The sequence below is a fragment of the Ruegeria sp. N7 genome (assembly GCF_056531345.1).
In genome coordinates, this window is the sequence record NZ_JBQFLR010000027.1 from 1 (window position 1) to 22,184 (window position 22,184).

Consider the following 22,184-nt stretch of genomic DNA (forward strand, 5'->3'; position numbering starts at 1 on the left):
AAATTCGTCCGTCCGTTTCAGTCCCATAGTTCGTCTCCTTTGCTGCAATAAATGCTATCAAAGGAGCGGCAGCAAACCGCGACACGTCCAACCCTTTTTGGCTAGACCTGATAGCTGTCCAAGTTGCTCAAGTACCTGGCGTAACGCTAAGGAGTTTCCTTGAAGACCTTCGCAGAGGCAGAGAGGACAGCCCGAACATTTTGTCGTCAATCTGGTCTCGCCTCGCGGAAAGAGAGCAGGTCCTTCTACGAACTATGGCCGAAGCCGTACGGCCAGAAACAAAGGATACTTTAGAGGAATACGTTTCCACAAAACTTCGATATGCAAAATTCGACAAAGCACTAAAATCGCTAATCCGACTGAATCTTGTGGTAGTCAAGCCAGAACTGGATTCCCCTGACCTCTATGATCTACACCCTCTGGTGCGTCAGTTTGTAAAGCAGAACTTTAGCAGGGCGGAGCGCCTCGACTTTATCCAGATTGTAATTGGCCAGTACAAGGTTCTTGTGAAGCGCTTTGAAAAAGTGCTCGGCTCCGAACTTCCTCTTCCGATGCTTGGACGCTGGACGCAAAAAGCAGAACTAGAGATTGCAGCCGGAAATTACAGGGACGCCGCTGAAACTCTTGAAGTCGCCAAAGACGCGCTGGTTGGAGGCGGACACTCAGAGGAATTCGTGCGGGTGACTCGGCTCTTCCTCGAAGCCGTCGATTGGAACACTGCACCGACGGAAATTGATGGCTTTGACAAGATTGTTCAGCAATTTGTGGAGTGCCTTGACGATCTCGGCGACACGAAAGGCGCTGATCTGATCTTGGAGCGGTTTGCTAGAACTATTCCGGAAAAAACCGCTCGCTACATACACTTTGCCGATATGCGGTGTTATTCCTTCTGGAAGAGAGGTGATTTCAAGTCGGCGCTTGAATGGGGTGAAATCGGAAAGGACTTAAAAACTCAATCAAACGTCGACACTGTATATGATTGCGAACATAATTTGGCGCTTACAAGACGAGATTCAGGTGACCATGAAACTGCGCTGAAGCACTTTGTAAACGGTGAGACGTTGGAGAGCTTCCTTGATCCCGGCTCCCAAGTATGTGTCGACAACGGTCCGCAGCAAGGGAACGTCGGTAGATGCTTTCATTTAATGGGCAACGTCGAAGGTGCACTTGTTTGCTACAAAAAGTCGATCAGAGCTCTTGAAAGTGGTAGCGATCACTACCGTTTGTCAAACTTTGCATACGCTAGAGTTTGGATAGCTGAGGCTTTATTTGAAAAAGCGGAATATCAGACAGCTTTGGCGTTTGCTGTCAGCGCCGAGGCTATCTTGGCCAAGATATCACCAAGTAGGGCCGAGGAAGCAGCCGCACTTAAACAGAGGATTTTGTCAGCCATACCACTCAATGGGAAATTACCCGACGTCTCTACCGCTGATCGCCAAGTGCGAAGGTGGGTTCAAGCCTAGCGGCAATAGGAATCTTTCGTTGATACACCAACTTGAATAAGATCAAGTCTATAAACTCTGACTGCGTAAAGCTGCCGTTTGTGGCGCTCAGTGCTGCTACCGCAGCGAACGGCAGCTTGGCGGCCTCCACGACATCGGTTGTTTCGAGCCCACAGCTGCCGTCGACCGAGCTTTGGTCTTTCGCATGTGCGGCACGTAGCCTACCGCACATTCCGGACGTTTAGAACTAGGCGGCAAATGGTAGGTGAGCGGGACTTAGCTGCCAATAGCGTTCACCGACGCAGTGTCCGCACCCAGACAATTAGGGAACATTCAAGTTCGCGACCCAGGGCTGTGTATGTCTATCTCAGCAAGTGCAGTACTTGTACGCCTAAAAATAGAAAGCGGACGTTAAGAGTTGAACTTTAGGAAAGTGTCCGCGTCCGCTTATGCATGCTTCGCGAGGTTGGTATGGTGTTAAATCCCTGCGCTAGATGCTCCACAGATCATTGACCAATGGTCGCTCCCAGATCACTGTCAGTCATGACTCATGAGTCATGAGTTGGGCAAAGCGCAAGTTGCGACTAGACTCCACCGACCAAACAGCTTGAGCTTGCGCGATTGGCGCACTCATCCATCGGTTGCAAGTGTTTTGGGCATTTTGCTTGGCATGCAGGCAAGACGGAGGGACTGTCAGGCATCTGCACTTATCAAGTCGCTTGCCTTTTCGCCTATCATAATTGCTGGCGCATTAGTGTTGCCACTGACGATATCCGGCATAATGGAGCAATCAGCTACCCTTAGGTTCTTTATTCCATGTACATTTAGATTTGCGTCGACAACAGACATGTCATTGCTTCCCATCGCGCAGGTTCCGGTCGGGTGATAGATTGAAGCCGTATTTGATCTGGCCCAATCCAGCGTGCCTTCGTAATCGTCGCAACTCAGCTCTGCCGTTGGTCGAAATTCCTCGGAAATTTTTGAAGCCAAGGGGGCATGTTTGGCAATCCCGCGCGCGATATTCACGCCGTCGACGATCGTTCTGCAATCCGTTTCCGTGGATAGATAGTTTGGGATGATTTTGACGTGTTTGGACGGATCGGGACCGTTCAACCGCAATTCCCCACGGCTTTCCGGGCGCAGTTGGCAAACCGACATCGTGAACGCTGAAAACGGATGCACTCCCTCGCCGGGACTGTCAGCGGACCAGGGTTGTACATGAAACTGAATGTCGGGGGTTTCAACCTCGGGGCGGGTTTTCATGAAACCGGTCGCAAGACTGGCGGCCATGGTCATCGGGCCTGCGCGGAACAGCGCGTATTTCAAGGCAATTCGCGCCTGATTGAACAGGCTGCGGACTTCGTCATTCAAAGTCGGCTCGTTACATTTAAACACAAGCCGCGCCTGTAAGTGATCCTGCAAACCCTTGCCGACACCCGGCAGGGCGTGCAGCGGTTCGATACCGTTTTCCTTTAGATGATCCGGGTCTCCGATACCCGACAACATCAGAATTTGGGGGGAATTGATCGCCCCACCGGACAGAATGATCTCGCGCCGGACCTTTAGAGTTTGTTCAGCACCCGAACGATCCCGATAAACCAGTCCGGTTGCCTTTTTCCCTTCTAAAACCACCCGCGCTACCAAGGCATTGGTAATGATGTTGAGGTTCTGACGACCCCGGATAGGTTTTAGATACGCCACGGCTGCGCTGCAGCGTCGACCATTGCGGGTGGTCAACTGAAAGTACCCTACGCCCTCTTGTTCAGCCCCGTTGTAGTCTGGATTGAACGGATAACCTGCGGCCTGCGCTGCAGCGACCCATGCGTCGCAGATGGGACGTTGGATGCGCATGTTGGACACAGACAAAGGTCCACCGACACCGTGGAACTCATCCTCGCCGCGCTCTTGATCCTCGCAGCGTTTGAACAGTGGCAACACGTCCTCCCAGCCCCAACCTTCGTTGCCCATCTGACGCCAACGGTCGTAATCCTCTTTCTGGCCGCGCACATATAGCAGCCCATTCAAAGAGGACGACCCACCCAGCACCTTACCGCGTGGCCAATCGATGGATCGACCGTTCAGGCCGGGATCGGGTTCGGTCCGATAACACCAGTCGACCGATGGATTGTGCATTGTTTTGAAATAGCCGACGGGGATGTGAATCCAGGGGTTTGTATCGCGGCCACCAGCCTCAAGCAGCGCAACCGTCGTATTGGGATCAGCGCTTAGCCGATTGGCAATGACACAGCCCGAAGATCCCGCGCCAACAACCGCATAATCCACCTCCATGACTGCCTCCTCCGAAAGTTGCTGAAAAAAACTCTATGCAAGTTGATCGAATTATACTAGCCTTTTTTGATACAAAACGTCTCAATAATTGCGATCAGGGAGGTAAGCAATGGAGATTGGTCGGAAACTAAGTGGTATTTCGCGTCGGGATTTCTTCCGAGTTGCGGGCCGTTACGGCATGAGCTCGACCTTATTGGCGGCAGGCGGGTTCGGTGGCGCAATGAGCCTGGCGAATCTGGCACAGGCTGCCGAATCAACTTACGAGAAACGCTTTTCGAAAGAACCGAAGCACACGCTGAAATTCGGCGCGTCGGGGTTTAACACCCGCAACCTGCTGATCGAACGCGCGGGCGCAATCGAGTTCGCGCGGGATCTGGAAGAGCGCACCGACGGCGAGATTCGGATCGAATTCATCGGTGACAACCAGATCTGCGGTCAGTTGAGCTGTGTTGAGAAGACTCAGCAGGGTATCGTCGACATCTATGCGGCATCGACCCAGAACTCTGCCGGCGGCGCGCCCTATCTGAACGTGCTGGATTATGCGTATATGTTCCCCAGCCGCGCGGCGCAGTATCATTTCTTCTACAGTCCTGCGAGCCAGCGCATCCTGCGTGATCCGCTGGAGAAACGGCACGGGCTGAAGTTCCTGTTCACTCATTGCGAATTGCGCGGTCTGCAAATGGGATCGACCTTTTCAGACAAACCAACCGTCACCAAACTGGAAGAACTGTTTGGCACCAAAAACCGCGTGACAGGCACGCAGTTGGGCCGGATTGCGATGCAGTTATTGAACCTGAACCCGGTGCCGGTGGCATGGGAAGAGACTCTGGACGCGCTCAAGACTGGCCTGATTGACGGGGCCGAAACATGGGCCTCGGCCGTTGCCTATGCCAACATGGCGCCGGTGGTCTCGCAGTCGGTGAACCTGAAATTCTTCTGCGGAACCGAACATACTTCAATGTCCGCAAAGGTGTTTGATGGGCTGAGCGGCGAGTTACAGGATGCTGTGATGGAATCTTCGTACTTTACGCAGGCGCTGATACAGGGCGCGAATGAGGCGGCGCTGTTGAACACCGTGGGCTTCTCGGACCCGCAACTGCCTGACACGATCTTTGCCGAAAACGGCGTGCGCCCGGCATTTCTGGCGGATGATCAGATCAAACTGGCCGAGGAAATGTGCGCCCCGAACTACAACCCTGAGCCCTGGGCGCAATGGCGTGAACGCCTGAACAAATGGGCAGGTGGCATCGATACTTATCAGGAGATCTATGACATCGCGCGCGAGATTCCGGCCAATACACTGCCGGAGAATGTCGAGCCGCGCCGTTGGTGGAAAGGCCAGGCCTGATAGACTTACCGAACCGGCCCCGCTGGGCCGGTTCAACAAATACCGATTAGGAGGACGGGGTAGATGTCATTTTGGGCAGATATCGGCGCGATATTCAGCGCCTTTCTCAGCCAGGATTCGTTCGAGATTCAATCCGCACTGGAATCCAACGCAACCTGGGTGTTAGGCGCGATTGTCTCGGCCCTGGGCGGGTTCGTCATCATGCTGATCTATCGGGCCGTGCCCTTCATCGAACGGCATCTGGAACGATCGGTGATGGTGTACTCCTACCTTGCCATTGCCTTGATCATCTTTTGGGGCGTGATCGACCGGTTCGTATTCAACGATCAAGAGCCCTGGTCGACTACTATTCCACCGCTGCTGTTCATGGTGATGGCGTGGTTCGGGGCCTCGTACAACGTCCGTCTACGCACACATTTGAGCTTTAGTGAATTCCGCTCTGCCATGCCGCGCGGCGGGCAATTGGCCTGCCTGATCCTTGACGCCGTGCTGTGGTTCATATTCGCAGTGATCGTCATCGTGACCACGTCCAGGCTGGTCGCCCTATCGGCATCGAACTTTCAGATCGTTCTGGGGACCGACAACATCATGCAGTGGTGGTTCCTTCTGGCCGCACCACTGTCGTTCTTTCTGATGGTCGGGCGGGTGTTTCAAAACCTCGCCGACGATCTGCACAACTGGAAAACAGGTGAGCCGCTGATCAAGCAGGCAGTGATCGGAGCAGACTGATGACAGATGGAACCATGGTCACACTGATCTCGCTTGGGGTCACTTTTCTGTTCATGTTGGGCGTGCCGGTCCTGTTGGTGATCGGCTATTGGGTCATAGGCTGTTCATTTGTCCTTGGTCTGACGCTGGACAACATGGGCGCCGAGTTGCTGAACGTGTTCAACAAGGGTTTTGCCCTACTGGCAATGCCCCTGTTCATCCTGACCGGAGACCTTATCAACAAATCGGGCATTGCGCGGCGTCTAAGCGATTTTGCCTATGCCTGTCTGGGCTGGATACGCGGCGGGTTGGCGATGGCCTCGCTTGGCGCCTGCGGGTTATTCGCAGCAATCTCGGGATCCAACTCGGCGACGACAGCCACAATTGGTTCGATGTTACATCCTGAGATGGTGAAAGGCGGCTATGACGAACGATTCAGCGCGGCCACAGCGGCGGCGGGCGGCACGGTGGGCATCATCATTCCTCCGTCGATCATCTTTATCGTCTACGGGTTTCTTATGAACCTGCCGATTTCCGAACTGTTCGTTGCGGGCATCCTTCCTGGCGCACTGATGGTCTTTGGCATGCAGTTCGCGTGCTGGATCATTTGCCGCCTTAATGGTTGGGGGCATCTGATCCCGCTACAGCTGAACCGAGTGTTGAAAACCGCCTTTGGCGCATGGCTTGGGTTCTTCGCCATCGGACTGGTGCTTTGGGGCATCTACACGGGCAAATTCTCTCCGACCGAAGCAGCGGGCGTGACAGTTGGCTTCTGCGTGATCGCAGGATTGGTCAGCTATCCGATCAACCGGATCATGGGCGCGCGGAATGATATATCGCCAACCGAGAAGAGCTATGCCGAGATGTTCGTAGTCGAAGGGTTTACGATCCCTGAGATCCCATCGATCGTTATCCGTTCGGCCCAGATCACCGGAATTCTTGCACCGCTGATCGCGATTTCGGTGGTGATGCAGCAGATCCTGTCATTGCTTGGCGCACAGCAGACCATTGGGGATTTCGTGACCTCAATGGGTGGGTACCATGCGGTGCTGTTCACCTCGATGGTGATCGTCTTCTTCTCGGGCATGGTGCTGGAAAGCCTACCTGTGACGATCATCCTGGCCCCGATCCTTGCCCCGATAGCGGCGTCAGTCGGAATTGATCCGATCCATTTCTCGGTGATCTTCCTTGTTGGGGCATCTATCGGGTTCATCACTCCGCCATATGGCTTAAACCTTTATGTGGCTTCAGGCGTGACCGGCGTGCCCTATTTCCGGCTGCTGCGGTACACTGTGCCCTATCTGGTCGCATTGCTGTCAGTGTGGGTTTTGGTGTCGCTAGTACCCGATCTGGCCTTGATCCTGCTGCCAAATAACTAGACTGTTACGGAATGGCCGCGACGGAAACAAAAGACAAAGAAACTCAGATACCGACCAACTTGCGCCTTCTTCTCATCCTTGAGGAGGTGGCGCGACGCGGGGTCGCCGTCAAACCGTCAGACCTGATCGAGTCACTGGGCCTGGCCAAGCCAACCATCCACCGCCTGTTGCAAACCGCAGAAGCCGAGGGCTTCCTGCAGCGCGATCTGGATGGGCGTTCATACGGCCCTGGACACCGACTGCGATTGCTTTCAGTTAATACGATGTCTTCCGAGCACCTGCGTACGGCGCGTCTGGCGATCTTGCGCAGCGTCGCCGAGCAGGTTGGTGAAACCTGCAATCTCGCCATTCCAGACCGCGAGGGGATGATCTATCTGGACCGGGTGGAAACGAAGTGGCCACTGCGGATTCAGCTTCCGGTTGGTACTCAGGTACCCTTCCATTGTACGGCCAGCGGCAAGATGTACCTGTCCACACTGCGGCAAAAAACGCTGGACGGTTTTCTTTCAGCGGGAAATCTACAACCACAGACGGAGCGCTCGCTGACTGATCCCAAGTCGCTGCGAGCGGAGATCCAACGTATCTCTGAGAATAGTTATTCCACCGATGACGAGGAATTCATGACCGGAATGACTGCCTTAGCTGTACCCGTTCAGGATGGGCAAGGCCGATTGGTAGGCACGCTTTCGGTTCATGCGCCGACACAACGTCATGACGTCAACAGTCTGATGTCGTTTCTGGGAATACTGCAAAAAGGGGCGGATGAGCTTTCGGCTCTTTTGACCGAGTGACTAGTACCGGAGATGACAGTCAAAACGTAAACTATTTTACCAACTGCGAATTCGGCAATCGACCGGTTTGGAGAATTCTGCACCTCAGTGAGTGAGAGTGTGATCAAAGTCCAGTGTGCGCCGTTCGTTCAGCGTTGTAGAGTCAACATTTTGCGCACTGCTGCCATTCCTGGCTGGTGCAGCATCTGCCGCTCTGGGCTCGTTCCAGACCTCGAATGCGGCGCAGCATCCTGTGATATGTTGCCTCGGTCAACGTCGGGTTGTCGTTGTGGGAGGGCATGGCGGATCGGAGGATCAGTCATGGAAACACCAAACTTACCTGCCATTCGTGCGCTTCGTCCCGCCTGGAACAAAGGACGTATTGTTGGTCAAAAGCGCCCCCTGAAGCCAAAACACGTCTGGGCGATCCGGGTTAGGCTCGAACTCGCTGAGAACCATCGCGATCTGGCACTGTTCAATATGGCGATCGACAGCAAGCTCCGCGGTTGCGATCTGGTGAAGATGAAAGTCGTTGATGTTATGGCGACAGGTCAGATCAAGGAACGGGCGTCGGTCCTACAGAGCAAAACACAGAAACCTGTGCGATTTGAGATATCCGAAGGGACTCGCGCCTCGGTCGAGAAGTGGATGGAAGACGAGGTGATGATCGGCTCCGAGTACCTTTGGCCGGGCCGCTTCCATGAGCGGCTGCACATCTCGACCCGTCAGTATGCTCGAATCGTCCGCGACTGGGTCACGTCGATTGGTCTGGAGGCAAGCGCCTATGGCACGCATTCGATGCGTAGAACCAAGGTCACTCAGATCTACAAGAAGACCGGAAACCTTCGCGCGGTTCAGCTCCTTCTGGGCCACACGAAGATGGACAGTACGGTCCGATACTTCGGTGTCGAACTCGAGGATGCCTTGGCCATCGCTGAAGCCATTGAAATCTAGTGCAGTTGGGTCGCCTACGCGGGCGGCCCAAACTGGTCATTCATCGCCTCTGGCCACGCTGCGGTGCAGCTTCAACGAACCGGCCATTCGCTTAATCTGCGAGATCGACGAGTTGTCCGACGTCTGCCTTGCGGGCAAAGTGAGCAGCGAAGTGACGCACATGATCCGCAAAGGTCAGCTTACGCCCGGAATCTGTCCGTTTCGCCAAGTTGCGGCATTGGCGGCACAAGCAGAGGGTTCGGTACCAACTCTTCGTTCAGTAAGAAACTTTGCAATAGATCCTAGGACACTGGGTAACGAAGATCGAAGAACACTGCGTGTAGTATCACGTCCCTTGGGAAATGAGCGCCTTTGAATGAAATTGTTACTGTCTGCCTCGATCAAAGTCCGAAACGCCATTAACACCAAGACTTCCTGGCCAAAAGTTCGCGACAAAGCCCTCATCATTTCCGCATTGACAAACCATTGTGAAACAGATGCACTTTGCTCGGGTCCGCATTCAATTTGACAGCTTTCCCACGTCGGTTTCGTTCAACGCCAGGAAACTTGGCGACGATATTCTCAGCCCCCGGCCTGCTGGCAAAATACAGCAAGGTCACTTCACCTAGGGCTTCGACAAAATCGACAGTGCCGTCCAGAAACCCAGCGGCGGCGTCGGCAACGAAATCCTCAGGTCGTACGCCGATATTGACCTGCAAACCCATTTGTTCGGGCGTGGTCGAAATGGATGAAACGGCTTTTCCGCCCGCATCAAGTGTGACCTCTGTCAAATCCCCGGTTTTGGAAATATTGCCAGACAGCAGATTCATAGAGGGCGATCCGATGAACTGCGCCACAAACTCGTTATCCGGCGTTTCGTACAGTTCCAGTGGCGTACCAACCTGCGCGATGCCTTTGTTGGCAAGAACGACGATCCGGCTGGCCAGCGTCATCGCCTCAACCTGATCGTGGGTCACGTAGATCATTGTGCTTTCGGGCATCGCCTCTTTCAGGCGCGCAATCTCGATCCGGGTTGCAACGCGCAGCGCAGCATCGAGGTTCGAAAGCGGTTCGTCGAACAAATAGACCTTGGGGTCTCGCACGATGGCGCGCCCGATAGCGACGCGCTGGCGTTGCCCTCCGGACAGAGCCTTGGGCAGACGATCCAAGAGCGGATCCAGTTGAAGGGTCTGGGCCGCGCGTTCAACGGCGGCATCGATCTCGGCAGCAGGCATCTTGGCGATCTTCAGTGCAAATGCCATGTTCTCGCGCACGGTCAAATGTGGGTAGAGCGCATAGGACTGAAACACCATGGCAATGCCCCTTTGGGCGGGCGGCACATCATTCATGACCTGCCCTTCGATCTCCAAGGTGCCGCCGGTGATCTTTTCCAGCCCGGCAATCATTCGCAACAAGGTTGATTTTCCGCAACCCGATGGACCGACAAAGACGATCAACTCGCCCTTTGCGATATCCAGATCGATATGTTTCAGAACATCGACCGGACCATAGGATTTCGCGACATCCGTAAGTTTGAGTTCTGACATGGTTTACCCCTTAACCTTAGCCATCAGACAAAACTGTGCGGGGTGCAGCGTAACGCTTCCTGCACCGTCGCTACCGCCGAGTTCCCGCCCGATGACCCGCCAATCACCCAAGGGCAAGTCGACCCGCTGAGCTTCCGTTCCAAGGTTGAAAGCACAAAACACCGCTTCAGACGCATCCTCACGCTGGAAAGTCAGCACAGGTCCAACCTGTTTCATGTTGGACTGCGCACCCGTAGTTAGTGCTGGGTGGACGCGGCGCAAGGCGATTGCGCGGCGATAATGGTGCAGCATCGATTGGTCGTTCGCCTCGAGCCGGTCAACGGCTCTTTCCGTTTGGGCCATACTAACAGGCAACCACGGCTCACCGGTGCTAAAGCCTGAATGTTCGTCCTGCGTCGCCCAAACCATTGGCGTGCGACATCCGTCGCGACCCTTGAACTCGGGCCAGAACTCGATGCCATAGGGGTCTTGCAGTTTCTCGAACGGAACATCTGCCTCGAGCAAGCCCAGTTCCTCTCCCTGATACAAACAGGCAGAGCCGCGCAGACACATCATCAGAACCGCGTGCTGGCGAATGGCCGCATCGTTTAGGTCCCAGCGCGAGGCATGACGTTCAACATCATGGTTCGAGAACGCCCAGCATGGCCATGCGTCGCCTGCCTTTTCCTCGAGCTGATCAAAGACCTGCTTTGCATAAGGCGCGGTCAACGCACGCTTTTCCAGAAACTCGAAGGCATAGCACATATGCATTCGTTGATCGCCCGAGGTGTACTGACCAATGATTTCCAGCCCGCGCTGTGCATCACCGACTTCACCCAAACAGGCACGGCCTTCATATTCGTCGGTCAGCGCGCGCAACCTTTCGAGGAAGGCGATATTCTCGGGCTGACTTTTGGAATAAAGGTGATCCTGGTGGTTATAGGGGTTCACCGCAGGCGCAATTGATGCATTACGTTCTTCGACCGGAAGGGCCGGATTGTCCCGCAAATGTTTGTCGTGGAAATAAAAGTTGATCGTGTCCAGGCGAAAACCATCCACGCCCATGTCCAGCCAGAACCGAGCCACATCCAGCAGTGCGTTTTGTACTTCGTTACAGTGAAAGTTCAGGTCTGGCTGCGAACTCAGAAAGTTATGCAGAAAATATTGCAGGCGACGAGGCTCCCACTGCCACGCTGAACCGCCAAAGATAGACAACCAGTTATTGGGCGGTGTGCCGTCCGGTTTAGGGTCGGCCCAAACATACCAGTCGGATTTCGGGTTGTCCCAATCGGCGCGGCTCTCACCGAACCAAGGGTGCTGATCAGATGTGTGTGACAGCACCAAATCGATCATCACTTTCAGACCCTTGTCATGGGCCTGATCGAGTAACTCGCGGAAATCTTCCAACGAGCCGAACATAGGATCCACATCGCGATAATCGCTGACGTCGTAGCCGAAATCCTTCATCGGAGATTTGAAGAAGGGCGAGATCCAGATCGCATCGACCCCCAGATCCGCAATGTAATCCAGACGTTGGGTGATCCCTTTCAAGTCACCGATCCCATCACCATTGCTGTCCTGAAAGCTGCGCGGATAGATCTGATAGATCACGCCACCGCGCCACCACTCTGACTTTGCTTTGGTTGATTTGGAAAGTTCTACAGTGTTCTGCACGTTCATCAGACGCCTCTATTTGACGGATCCGGCCAGCAGGCCACGGACCAGGTATTTTTGCATTGCGAAGAAAACAATCAGTGGAACAATGATCGAAACAAACGCAGCGGTGGCGAGGATTTCCCAGTTGCCCCCTCTTGTACCCAGCAGTTCGACAATTCGATTGGTCATGACGGTGGTTTGACCTGATGCATCAATCAGGAAGACTTTGGCCACCAGAAGGTCGTTCCAGGTCCACAGGAACTGCAGGATCGCGAAAGACGCCAGCGCCGGGAAGCTGAGTGGAAGGATCAGTTTCGTAAAGATCTGGAACTCAGACGCCCCGTCGACCCGCGCGTTCTCGATCAAATCACGTGGCAGACCGGCCATGTAGCTGCGAAGAAGGTAAATCGCCAGCGGCATTCCAAAGCCAGTGTGGGCCATCCAGACACCCAGATACCCTTTGCCGATCCCAATATTAAGATGGAATTTCAGCAAAGGGATCAGTGCGAGCTGAAGCGGAACAACCAAAAGCCCGACAATAGCTGCGATCAGCAACGCGCGGCCCGGGAACTCCATCCACGCCAACGCATAAGCGGCGAACGCCGCAACCAGGATAGGGATGATCGTGGCAGGAATGGTCACTGTGAGAGTATTAAAGAACGCCCGACCCATACTGTCGGTGCTGTTCTCGGCCAAGAGAACCTTGTGGTAATTGTCCAACGTGAACTCGGGTGGAAGTTCTGCACTTACGAAAACACGCGGGCCGCGGCTGCCAGTAAACTCCTCTTCATTTTCCGCTTTGTAGTTCCCGTTTGCATCGACCGTGATAGTCCCGCCACGACGCAATTCCGCTGTCTGACCGGGTTCATACGCATCCACCGCGCGGGAGCTGACACCCCACTTTGAGATCGTAGCTTTCTGCCCTTCGTCGAACAGGTTCCCTTCAATCACATACGTCCCGTTTTTCAGAATTTGCGTATTGGGCACGGCTGTGCGTAGCGTCAGGTTTTGTTCGGACGGGAACAGGGATTTCCACCAGCCACTGGTCGCGATCTGGTCAGCCGTGCGAAAAGATGAGATCAACAATCCCAGTGTCGGTATTACCCAAAGCACCACGAGAAAGAGGACCGAGGCCTGGACGATCCATCTAAGGGCGGGTTTGGTTCCTGCAATATCGCTCATCCCCTACTCCATTTCCCGGCGTGCGTTGCGGATGTTCCAGACCAAGATCGGCGTCACCAGCAACATGATCACCATGGCCGATGCCGAACCCACGCCCCAATCATTGGCGCGGAACATCTTGTCGTACATGTAGTTGGCCAGAACCTGTGTCTCCCACTGGCCATTGGTCATCGCGAAAACGATGTCGAAGACCTTCAGGACCAGAATGGTGATGGTTGTCCAAACAACCAGAATTGTGTTCCAGATTTGAGGCACCTTGATTTTAAAGAATATCTGGAAGGGATTGGCCCCATCCAAAACCGCCGCCTCGACGGTTTCTTCGGGGATGCCGCGCAAAGCGGCGGACAGTATCACCATGGCAAAGCCTGTCTGAATCCAGATCAGGATCCCCATGAGGAAGAAATTGTTCCAGAACGGAATGGTTAGCCAGGTTTGCGGCTCGGCCCCACCAAAGAACAGATAAAGCGCATTCAGAATCCCGATCTGGTCTTGCTCGGCCGGACGCGCATCGTAGATCAGTTTCCAAATGACCGAAGCCCCGACGAAAGAGATCGCCATCGGCATGAAAATCAGTGCTTTTGCGATGTTACCCCAGCGGATCCGATCAGTTAGCTGAGCTGCCAACAGACCAAATGCAGTCGACATTGCAGGGACCACGATCAGCCAGAACAAATTGTTGCGCATGGCTTCCCAGAATTTCGGTTCTGCCACCATCTGGACGTAGTTATCGAGACCAACCCACTTATACCCACCACCGGCGATGCGATCCGTGAGCGACAGGCGCAACGTCTCAACTACCGGATAGGCCAGATATAGGCCAATCGCTACAAGCGCCGGAAGCAAAAACAGCCAAGGCCGGATCATATTCGCGCGGTTGATGTTGCGGCCGGCATTCGGCCCGCGCGCAGGGAACAGAACCTTGTCCAGAAACTGGTTGGACAGAAAGAAATAGCCCACACAGCCCGATACGCCTATGGCGATGGTCAGCAGGCCCTGAATTGCCGGATGCATCATGCTCTCCGTTGCGAAGGGGAAAAGGGGTGGCCTGACGCGCAGACCGCCCGGGTTTTAACGCGCTTAGTCCAGCGAATCCCAGGAAGATTGGATCTCGTCAGCAACTTCCTGAGCGGGCTTTCCACCAGCATAGTCAACCATACCGGTCCAAAATGTGCCGGCCCCTACGCCGCCCGGCATCAGGTCCGAACCATCAAACCGGAAGGTGGTCGCGCCCAGAAGAATGTCGTTCATCTTCTTGAGCGTCGTATCCGAGAACACGGAGGTATCAACGCCTTTGTGCGGCGTCAGGAAGCCGGTCAGGGCCATCCATGTCTCATGTGCTTCGGGGGTCTGCAGATAGGCGATCAGATCATGTGCAGCCGGGCTGTCATTGGTGATTGCCCATAGCGTGCCGGCGCCAAGAACCGGGCTACCCAGATCCTTGCTTTCATATGCGGGGAAGTAGAAGAAATCAGCATCTTCACCGACAACCGTGCCTTCAGGAAAGAATGCCGGGATGAACGACGCCTGACGGTGCATGTAACATTGTGGTGGCGAACTGAACATGCCCTTTGGACTGTCACGGAAATCGGTCGTTGCGACCGTACCTGCCCCGCCCGCAACATAGTCATCATTGCGTGCAAACGCGCCGAACTCTTCGATGGCAGCGACCACTTTCGGGTCATTGAACTTCATTTCATTGGACACCCAGGCGTCATAGTCCTCGGGCGATTGAGTGCGCAGCATCATGTCTTCGACCCAATCGGTCGCTGGCCAACCGGTCGCACCACCTGAACCCAAACCGATGCACCACGGCGTCTCTCCGTCTGCGACGATCTGATCGGTCAAAGCCTTCAGTTCCTCCATCGTGGTCGGAACTTCGTAACCGGCATCCTCGAAATTCTCAGGCACGTACCAAACAAGGGATTTCACATCTACCTTGTAAAAAAGCCCATAAAGGTGATCCTGCCCTTCGGGCCCCGGAAAAGTGCCCAGATCTACCCAGGATTGTCCGGCTGCGTAATTGTCACGAACCCAATCAGCGGTGCCATCGCCCAACGGTGTCAGAAAACCCGACTTGGCCATATCCGCCGCCAGACCAGGCTGCGGGAAAACGGCTATACTCGGCGCCGAGCCTGCCTCTGCATCAATCCTGATCTGCTGCTCGAAACTATCTGAACCAACATACGCGTAGTCGTGGCCTGTCGCGGCTGCAAAGCCATCCAGAACCGCTTCGACGTTTTCCTGGTCCGGGCCCAGCCATGGCCCGAACACGGTAACCTTATCAGCCTGAGCTGTTCCCGCCATCAGGGCGAATGTGGCCACACCTGCATAAAGCGCGTGTTTCATGAAATCTCCTCCCAGTAATATCTGCGCATTGCAAGATTTTCAAAGCGCTTTGGATGTTGCACTTTATCTGCTGGCAATCAGATTCTGTCAACATATCGTTTTCTACCCCTCAATTATTGCCGCTATTGACCTCATTGCCAAAACGGGTTGACGGAAGCAAAAAATCACAACAAAACAAGTGAGCATCTATTTGAAGGCGCTTTGAACATATGAACCTAAAGCAGCTCTCTGAGATTCTCGGTCTTTCGCAGACAACGGTCAGTCGCGCGCTGAACGGCTATCCAGAGGTGAACGAGGCGACTCGTGTGCGCGTGCAGGCCGCTGCAGACAAGCATGGCTATCGGCCAAACAGTCGCGCCAAAGGTCTGGCGACTGGCAAGTCCATGGTGATCGGGCACGTCATCCCCAGTTCGTCCCAGCACGAGATGGTGAACCCGATCTTCGGCGACTTTGTCGCCGGCGCTGCGCGGACATACTCTGCGAACGGCTACGACATGATGTTCACCACCGCGGATGACACTTCGATCGAAGGGGCCTATCGCAGCTTGTTTCAGCGCGGGGCCGTGGATGGCGTCGTTTTGCAAGGCCCCAAGGTCAACGAGCGTCGCATCGATCTGCTAAACCGGATGGCGGTACCATTTATCGTACACGGTCGTTCGACCGGGATAGATGCAGAGTATGACTGGATCGATGTGAACAACAAAAGCTCCTTTCGGCGCGCAACACAGTTCCTGATCGACTTGGGTCACCGCCGGATTGCCCTGATTAACGGGCTTGAGGATATGGATTTCGCACAGCGCCGTCGTGCCGGATACCTACAAGCGCTGGAACAGGCGGACTTGATCCCGGACCCACAATTAATGCGCAGCGCCGAAATGACCGAGGTCTACGGCCATCATGAAACCCGCGATATGCTGCAACTGGACGATCCACCAACCGCCATTCTGGCATCCTCGATGATTTCAGCGATTGGTGTGAGGCGGGCGCTGGACGAGGCAGGGCTGCGAATTGGCCGGGATGTCTCGGTCATCGCGCATGATGATGACCTTTCTTATCTCAAAAACGGACAGGATGTGCCCATCTTTACAGCAACGCGGTCCTCAGTGCGGCATGCAGGAGAGCTGGCCGCCGAGATGTTGATTCAGAGGATCAAATCGCCTGACGATCCGGTCAAGACCAGATTGCTTGAGGCGGAACTGGTTGTTGGCAAATCAACCGGCCCAGCACCCAACAGGATCTGACAATGAAACATACGCGCAGCGATTTCCCCAATGACTTCCATTTCGGAGTCGCCACCTCTGCTTACCAGATCGAAGGCCATGCCCAAGGCGGCGCCGGTTCGACACATTGGGATACGTTTGCAGCGACACCCGGAAATGTAGTGCGGGGAGAAAACGGCGATCTGGCCTGTGATCACCTGAACCGGTTTGAACAGGATCTTGATCTTGTGCGCGACGCGGGATTCGATTGCTATCGCTTCTCAACCAGCTGGGCGCGTGTGATGCCCGAGGGGCGCGGACCTGTTAATCAGGCGGGATTGGATTTTTATGATCGCCTGACCGACGCGCTTTTGGAGCGTGGCATCCGTCCGTGCGCGACACTGTATCACTGGGAACTGCCGTCGCCCCTGGCCGACTTGGGCGGTTGGCGCAACCGGGATATTGCCGGTTGGTTTTCCGATTTCACTGAGGTCATCATGGGACGGATTGGCGACCGCATGTACAGCGTCGCCCCCATCAATGAACCGTGGTGTGTCAGTTGGTTGAGCCATTTCGAAGGGCACCACGCTCCCGGGCTGCGCGATATTCGAGCCACGGCGCGCGCTATGCATCACGTTCTGCTGGCCCATGGTCAGGCCATTCAGACGATGCGTGGGTTGGGCATGTCTAACCTGGGCGGCGTATTCAATCTGGAATGGGCCGAACCCGCCGATGACAGCGCCGAGGCACAACAGGCCGCCGCTCTGTATGACGGAATATACAACCGGTTCTTTCTGGGCGGCGTGTTCAACAAGGCCTATCCCGAGAATGTTCTGGAGGGGCTGGAGCCCCACCTTCCGTCGGGCTGGCAAGATGATTTCGATAGCATCGGAGCACCCGTAGACTGGTGCGGACTGAACTACTACACCCGTAAACTTATCGCGCCCGCAGAAACAGCGTGGCCAAGTCTCGCTGAGGTTCCCGGCCCTCTGCCGAAGACCCAAATGGGTTGGGAAATCGACCCCACCGCGCTGAGCAGGTTCCTGATCCGAGCAGCACGTGAATACACCGGCGACCTGCCGATCTTCGTGACCGAAAACGGTATGGCCAGCCCCGAGCGTCAACAAGACGATGACCGTATCGACTATCTGGATCAACACTTGTCGGCAGTCCAGGTCGCCTTGGGCGAAGGGGTTCCGGTTAAGGGGTACTTTGTCTGGTCCCTATTGGACAATTACGAATGGGCCTTGGGGTATGAAAAACGCTTTGGCCTGGTTGATGTAGATTTCAGTTCAATGAAGCGAACTCCGAAAGCGTCTTACTTCGCATGGAAGGACATGCTTGCTGCACGGATCTGTTGCAGAGTTTCTTACTGAACGAAGAGTTGGTACCGAACCCTCTTCTTATGTCGCCAATTCCGCAAATTGACGAAACGGACAAATTCCCGGCCCAGAGCCGACATTCGACCGACAATCGAGATTCTGCGATTGCAAGTCCACAAAGCTGCCGTTCGATGCGAACGCAGAGTTTGAGAAATTACAAGTGCCGCCGCCGTCGCCACTGGTTGCGAATAGAACAATACATTGGTTTCTTCCCAACGGGTGTGAGCTGGCTATCCGGCGGAATTCGACCAATACATGTGTGGTTTGTTGAACTGAGACCATTCGTCTGGTAACAAGACGAACCGGAAACCCTGATACAGGAGATATCAGATATGCTGAATTGTCAGACCTCAATAATTCGCGCGGTAGGCGCAGTAGCCCGTTAAAGCGGTCTGACAGATTTCCGATCTGAAGGCCGCCTCGTGAGCGGCCTTTTTTGTGTTTTCCTCATGTGGCGGCTTTCCATCATTTCATGGAGAGAACAATGCCAAGCTTATCACTTCACATACCAATTGGCTGGTCGCGCGGCCTCTTACTGCGGCTAGCGGCTATCTTCGACCGGCGACCCAGTGTGGAACGGCCTATTCGACGAAAGAGAGCCGAGTTGCCGGCTCATCTGAGGAAGGACGTTGGTCTTCCACCGGAGGCTGAACACCCACCTCCTTCGCATTATCGGTTCCCTTTTTAAGGAGCCGTCCAAGCAAGGGCATTAAGCTGCCCTTGCTTTTATCAATCGATCCGTGCCCGGAGGGATGCCTATCCTCCTTCCGCGCGATAAACGGACCCTGCGGTTTGCAGTTCCTATAGACAATTTTTCAAGGCCGCCGGAGAAATCGTTTCGCACGCATCCTGCAACCTGCAAAGACCAAGGTCGGCTGGTCCGAAGAAAAGCCGGGCAAACTGGAAGAGGAAATCCTGCCCATATTCGACCAGCTCAAGCCAAGTGCGAAAACAGCAGCGCCCTTGAGAACACCAGCATGTCCGATGCAAAAACTGACGTTGAAGTCGTCTCGACCATTGAAGGTTTTCTAGAGTAGCCAGTCCATCTTTTAACCCAGTAAATTCCACTTCACGTCAGGATGTTGCGGGTTTGTTTGCCGTGCCGGGGCGGCAAGACAACAGGATCAGGACCAGAAAGGACAGGTTTAGTACGACGTTGAAGGGCGCACCTACTAGAATAGAGCCTAAACTGTCGGCGCAAAACCAGGACCATGCCGCAATCTGAGCGGTCTTGGTCGCGGCTGTCGCCGATACCGGAGCAACATAGGTTCCCAGCGCCCACTGCATTCCCCCCAAGCCAACCGTCAGGCCACCGGTGATCACCAGCAATAAAGGCGACGGAACCATCAGCTCCGCGGGAACGGCGTGCATTGGCCAATACGCGATTTGCAGAAAGATATGCGCAACGGGATGAAGAAACTGAAACGCGGCCAGCGCAAAAAGCGCCCCGGTTGCAACAAGCACACCGCCTGATATTCGCATTGCTGACTGTTGTTGGGTCATGAGTTTCTCCTTTCGATATGCGCCCTTCATGCAGCTTGCAGGGGACGCAAATCAATTACCTCAAAGGTAAGTGAATTCTGTCCGGACCCTTGCTAAACTCAGGTCATGACACCCTATCCCGGCATGCTGAAAGAGTGGCGAAAGCGACGGAGGATGAGCCAGCTGGACCTCGCGGTCGAAGCTGAAGTCAGCGCGCGCCATATCTCCTTTCTAGAAACCGGGCGGTCCCGGCCCAGCCCGGACATGATCCTTCATTTATCTGAGGTCATGAACCTTCCGGTCGAAACCCGAAATCAGATGATGCGCGCCGAAGGGTTCGCGCCGCGTTTTGAGGCAACACCGATTGATGACGCGGCGATGTCGCCAATCCGGGATGCGGTCGAATGGACACTTCAGCAGCATGCCCCTTACCCAGGAATGGTACTGGACCGGCTCTGGAATGTTGTGATGCTCAACAGCGGAGCACAAAGGCTTTTCAAGCCACTGGGGATCGGCGAAGGGCAAAGCCTGCTGGACCTGCTGACCAGTCCGCTGATGCCTGAGCTTGTTGAAAACTGGCCCGAGGTTGCGCATCACACGATGTTGCGCCTGCGCGCTGAAAGCGCCAACGCGGGCGGCGTACCCGCACTGGATGCCGCGGCGCGCGCATTGTCGCAACAGGGGCACGCCCGCAGTGACGCGGCGATCGGGCCGACAATTTCTACGATCTACCGCTTTGGGGGTCAGCGGCTTTCCCTATTTGGAACGATTGCGCAATTCAGCACAGTCACGGACGTCACGCTGGACGATTTGAAGATTGAGCTGTTTTTTCCGGTCGACGACCAAAGTGCCAAAATTCTGCGTGACCTTGCCCAATTGGCTGCCAATTAAATCATGGTTTTGCAAGAGCCTTATCACGTCCCGGTGAACCTTGCTCATTCCTGACCTTGGCAGAGTTCGACAAACAGCCTGCAAAAGCGATCTGGACGCCGAACAATTCTTCCCCTAGAACCTTACCTGTTATCTTGTCCCCCAAAAGGACCAATTTCATGGTGTTCCCGTCGCAGGGCTGAGCAGCCCCTCTTCATTCTGAGCTTAAAGCTCCTGACCGCGACTTTTTCGCCGGATCTTTTCCGGCAGGTGACCCATGACAGACCAAATCCTGATTTCGCAGGCGCCCACCCGCGCCGAATTCACGCCGTTGATCCGGCTGGCCGTGCCGCTGATGGTCGGGCTGGCCGCAGCGCTATTGATCGGCGTCGTAGATACGGCCATGATTTCTCCGCTTGGAACAATCCCGCTGGCGGCGGCCGGTGTGACCACAGCCGTTCTGATCATCCTGATCTCCGCCCTTTGGGGCGTGATCACGGCTATTTCCGTGCAGATCAGCCAGGCCGAAGGCGCACGCGATGCCGCGCGGGTTGCGCTTTCGTTGCGCAGCGGGCTGTTGCTGTGCCTTCTGGGCGGCGGCGGCGCGGCGTTGGTGATGATGGCGCTCTATCCGTTGCTGGGGCCTTTGGGTCAACCGAGGGAGGTTCTGGCGATCCTTCTGCCGTACTGGATGTCGATGGCGATCTGGATCGTGCCTTTCACGCTGTTTTTCGGCCTGAAGGCTCTGTTCGACGCCGTTGGGCGGCCCTGGACGGCCGTGGCGCTGTCTTATCTGGGTGTCCTGTTCAACGTACCCGCAAACTATGCCTTCATTCACATCCTTGATCTTGGAATTCTGGGCGCTGGCCTGGCCAGCATACTGTCGCAATGTACGTCGCTGTTAGCCGGGATTTACGTTTTGATACGCGCGCCAGGGCTGGCCGCCTTTCGCCAACGGGTGACTGTTGCATGGGCGGATGTCTGGTCACAGGCCAAAGACGCCCTGCCGCTCTGTCTTGGCTATGCAGGTGAGGGCGGAGCCTACGCCGTGGTGGGCCTGATGATGGGTTGGTTGGGGGCCGAGGCGCTGGCCGCCCATCAAATCGTCAACGCGCTTGCGGGGCTGGCCTATATGATCCCGCTTGGCATGGCGGGTGCTGCCTCGATCCGTGTGGGTCTTGCAGTCGGCGCAGGGAGTCGAGAAAGGCTCAGACCGATCCTGAAGGCGTCCTTTGTGATGGTCACGCTATGGCAGGCAGTTGCCGCCATCGTCTTCATTACCGCTGGTCGGATGATGGCGGAAAGCATGTCGGATGACCCGGCCGTCGTTGACCTCGCGGTCACGTTGTTTTTTATCGTGGCACTGCTGCAGGTTGCGGACGGCGTTCAGGGCACTGCTTTGGGTGCGCTGAGGGGAATGTCGGACATGAACCTGCCGACGATAATTACCCTGACAGCCTATTGGCCGCTTGCCTTGCCGGCCAGCTATGCACTGGGTTTCCTCTTTGATCTCGGAGCCGTCGGCGTCTGGATCGGCTATACTCTGGGTCTGGTGGCAGCAGCTATCGCCCTGCCCTTGCGGTTCTGGGCGCTGACACGGCCCTGAATTTTTGGGGGTATTCGATTGGGAAAACTTAGCCGCGAGCCACTTCGCGACGGAGTGATATGACTT

Annotated in this window: 17 protein-coding genes; 10 read left to right on the forward strand and 7 right to left on the reverse strand. The window is 55.2% G+C overall.

Annotated elements, in window-relative coordinates; all coding sequences use genetic code 11:
• Positions 1-254 precede the first annotated feature (254 nt).
• Positions 255-1,463 (forward strand): hypothetical protein, encoded by a 1,209-nt coding sequence (locus ACR0ES_RS19115; RefSeq protein WP_480871509.1) that lies wholly within the window; start codon positions 255-257, stop codon positions 1,461-1,463.
• Between the two features lie 672 nt (positions 1,464-2,135).
• On the opposite strand, the gene ACR0ES_RS19120 is transcribed toward ACR0ES_RS19115, so the two are convergent.
• Complete coding sequence (locus ACR0ES_RS19120; protein ID WP_480871510.1) at positions 2,136-3,731, reverse strand: GMC family oxidoreductase; 1,596 nt, start codon at positions 3,729-3,731, stop codon at positions 2,136-2,138.
• A gap of 109 nt (positions 3,732-3,840) precedes the next feature.
• On the opposite strand from ACR0ES_RS19120, the gene ACR0ES_RS19125 reads away from it, so the two are divergent.
• The 5 genes from ACR0ES_RS19125 (at position 3,841) to ACR0ES_RS19145 (ending at position 8,890) form a co-directional block, all read left to right on the forward strand.
• Positions 3,841-5,079, forward strand: a complete 1,239-nt coding sequence (locus ACR0ES_RS19125) for a TRAP transporter substrate-binding protein (protein ID WP_209599445.1) — start codon at positions 3,841-3,843, stop codon at positions 5,077-5,079.
• Positions 5,080-5,142: 63 nt separating this feature from the next.
• Complete coding sequence (locus tag ACR0ES_RS19130) at positions 5,143-5,808, forward strand: TRAP transporter small permease (protein WP_480483848.1); 666 nt, start codon at positions 5,143-5,145, stop codon at positions 5,806-5,808.
• Positions 5,808-7,166 (forward strand): TRAP transporter large permease, encoded by a 1,359-nt coding sequence (locus tag ACR0ES_RS19135; RefSeq protein WP_480483849.1) that lies wholly within the window; start codon positions 5,808-5,810, stop codon positions 7,164-7,166. Before ACR0ES_RS19130 ends, ACR0ES_RS19135 begins: the two co-directional genes overlap by 1 nt.
• 11 nt (positions 7,167-7,177) lie before the next feature.
• Positions 7,178-7,957, forward strand: a complete 780-nt coding sequence (locus tag ACR0ES_RS19140; RefSeq protein ID WP_480483850.1) for an IclR family transcriptional regulator — start codon at positions 7,178-7,180, stop codon at positions 7,955-7,957.
• Positions 7,958-8,257: 300 nt separating this feature from the next.
• Complete coding sequence (locus ACR0ES_RS19145; RefSeq protein ID WP_480871511.1) at positions 8,258-8,890, forward strand: tyrosine-type recombinase/integrase; 633 nt, start codon at positions 8,258-8,260, stop codon at positions 8,888-8,890.
• Between the two features lie 443 nt (positions 8,891-9,333).
• Here ACR0ES_RS19145 and ACR0ES_RS19150 read toward each other — a convergent pair whose 3' ends face one another.
• The 5 genes from ACR0ES_RS19150 to ACR0ES_RS19170 form a co-directional block, all read right to left on the reverse strand.
• Positions 9,334-10,416 carry an ABC transporter ATP-binding protein gene (locus ACR0ES_RS19150; protein WP_480509102.1) on the reverse strand — a complete coding sequence of 361 codons (1,083 nt, stop codon included), beginning with the start codon at positions 10,414-10,416 and terminating at the stop codon, positions 9,334-9,336.
• Between the two features lie 3 nt (positions 10,417-10,419).
• Positions 10,420-12,075 (reverse strand): alpha-amylase family glycosyl hydrolase, encoded by a 1,656-nt coding sequence (locus ACR0ES_RS19155; protein ID WP_480495820.1) that lies wholly within the window; start codon positions 12,073-12,075, stop codon positions 10,420-10,422.
• A 9-nt stretch (positions 12,076-12,084) separates the two neighbouring features.
• The gene (locus ACR0ES_RS19160; RefSeq protein WP_480489052.1) at positions 12,085-13,233 is read right to left on the reverse strand and encodes a carbohydrate ABC transporter permease; all 1,149 of its coding nucleotides are present in this window, start codon (positions 13,231-13,233) and stop codon (positions 12,085-12,087) included.
• Positions 13,234-13,236: 3 nt separating this feature from the next.
• Positions 13,237-14,244 (reverse strand): carbohydrate ABC transporter permease, encoded by a 1,008-nt coding sequence (locus tag ACR0ES_RS19165; protein WP_480495818.1) that lies wholly within the window; start codon positions 14,242-14,244, stop codon positions 13,237-13,239.
• A 66-nt stretch (positions 14,245-14,310) separates the two neighbouring features.
• Positions 14,311-15,579, reverse strand: a complete 1,269-nt coding sequence (locus ACR0ES_RS19170; RefSeq protein ID WP_480871512.1) for an ABC transporter substrate-binding protein — start codon at positions 15,577-15,579, stop codon at positions 14,311-14,313.
• A 209-nt stretch (positions 15,580-15,788) separates the two neighbouring features.
• Between ACR0ES_RS19170 and ACR0ES_RS19175 the strand changes: the two genes are divergently transcribed.
• Together ACR0ES_RS19175 and ACR0ES_RS19180 are read left to right on the forward strand one after the other, a co-directional pair.
• Positions 15,789-16,820 carry a LacI family DNA-binding transcriptional regulator gene (locus ACR0ES_RS19175; RefSeq protein ID WP_480871513.1) on the forward strand — a complete coding sequence of 344 codons (1,032 nt, stop codon included), beginning with the start codon at positions 15,789-15,791 and terminating at the stop codon, positions 16,818-16,820.
• Between the two features lie 2 nt (positions 16,821-16,822).
• Positions 16,823-18,154, forward strand: coding sequence for a GH1 family beta-glucosidase (locus tag ACR0ES_RS19180; RefSeq protein WP_480871514.1), 1,332 nt, complete (start codon positions 16,823-16,825; stop codon positions 18,152-18,154).
• Between the two features lie 1,080 nt (positions 18,155-19,234).
• Here ACR0ES_RS19180 and ACR0ES_RS19185 read toward each other — a convergent pair.
• On the reverse strand, positions 19,235-19,663 hold the full coding sequence (locus tag ACR0ES_RS19185) for a hypothetical protein (protein WP_480871515.1): 429 nt from the start codon (positions 19,661-19,663) through the stop codon (positions 19,235-19,237).
• A gap of 123 nt (positions 19,664-19,786) precedes the next feature.
• On the opposite strand from ACR0ES_RS19185, the gene ACR0ES_RS19190 reads away from it, so the two are divergent.
• Positions 19,787-20,533, forward strand: a complete 747-nt coding sequence (locus ACR0ES_RS19190) for an MmyB family transcriptional regulator (RefSeq protein ID WP_480871528.1) — start codon at positions 19,787-19,789, stop codon at positions 20,531-20,533.
• A gap of 256 nt (positions 20,534-20,789) precedes the next feature.
• Positions 20,790-22,118, forward strand: a complete 1,329-nt coding sequence (locus ACR0ES_RS19195; protein WP_480871516.1) for an MATE family efflux transporter — start codon at positions 20,790-20,792, stop codon at positions 22,116-22,118.
• Positions 22,119-22,184 lie beyond the last annotated feature (66 nt).

Bases quoted from the DNA above. Each gene is read 5' to 3' on its own strand.
- ACR0ES_RS19115 (WP_480871509.1), top strand. From the start codon at position 255: ATGGCCGAAGCCGTACGGCCAGAAACAAAGGATACTTTAGAGGAATAC.
- ACR0ES_RS19120 (WP_480871510.1), bottom strand. From the start codon at position 3,731: ATGGAGGTGGATTATGCGGTTGTTGGCGCGGGATCTTCGGGCTGTGTC.
- ACR0ES_RS19125 (WP_209599445.1), top strand. From the start codon at position 3,841: ATGGAGATTGGTCGGAAACTAAGTGGTATTTCGCGTCGGGATTTCTTC.
- ACR0ES_RS19130 (WP_480483848.1), top strand. From the start codon at position 5,143: ATGTCATTTTGGGCAGATATCGGCGCGATATTCAGCGCCTTTCTCAGC.
- ACR0ES_RS19135 (WP_480483849.1), top strand. From the start codon at position 5,808: ATGACAGATGGAACCATGGTCACACTGATCTCGCTTGGGGTCACTTTT.
- ACR0ES_RS19140 (WP_480483850.1), top strand. From the start codon at position 7,178: ATGGCCGCGACGGAAACAAAAGACAAAGAAACTCAGATACCGACCAAC.
- ACR0ES_RS19145 (WP_480871511.1), top strand. From the start codon at position 8,258: ATGGAAACACCAAACTTACCTGCCATTCGTGCGCTTCGTCCCGCCTGG.
- ACR0ES_RS19150 (WP_480509102.1), bottom strand. From the start codon at position 10,416: ATGTCAGAACTCAAACTTACGGATGTCGCGAAATCCTATGGTCCGGTC.
- ACR0ES_RS19155 (WP_480495820.1), bottom strand. From the start codon at position 12,075: ATGAACGTGCAGAACACTGTAGAACTTTCCAAATCAACCAAAGCAAAG.
- ACR0ES_RS19160 (WP_480489052.1), bottom strand. From the start codon at position 13,233: ATGAGCGATATTGCAGGAACCAAACCCGCCCTTAGATGGATCGTCCAG.
- ACR0ES_RS19165 (WP_480495818.1), bottom strand. From the start codon at position 14,244: ATGCATCCGGCAATTCAGGGCCTGCTGACCATCGCCATAGGCGTATCG.
- ACR0ES_RS19170 (WP_480871512.1), bottom strand. From the start codon at position 15,579: ATGAAACACGCGCTTTATGCAGGTGTGGCCACATTCGCCCTGATGGCG.
- ACR0ES_RS19175 (WP_480871513.1), top strand. From the start codon at position 15,789: ATGAACCTAAAGCAGCTCTCTGAGATTCTCGGTCTTTCGCAGACAACG.
- ACR0ES_RS19180 (WP_480871514.1), top strand. From the start codon at position 16,823: ATGAAACATACGCGCAGCGATTTCCCCAATGACTTCCATTTCGGAGTC.
- ACR0ES_RS19185 (WP_480871515.1), bottom strand. From the start codon at position 19,663: ATGACCCAACAACAGTCAGCAATGCGAATATCAGGCGGTGTGCTTGTT.
- ACR0ES_RS19190 (WP_480871528.1), top strand. From the start codon at position 19,787: ATGCTGAAAGAGTGGCGAAAGCGACGGAGGATGAGCCAGCTGGACCTC.
- ACR0ES_RS19195 (WP_480871516.1), top strand. From the start codon at position 20,790: ATGACAGACCAAATCCTGATTTCGCAGGCGCCCACCCGCGCCGAATTC.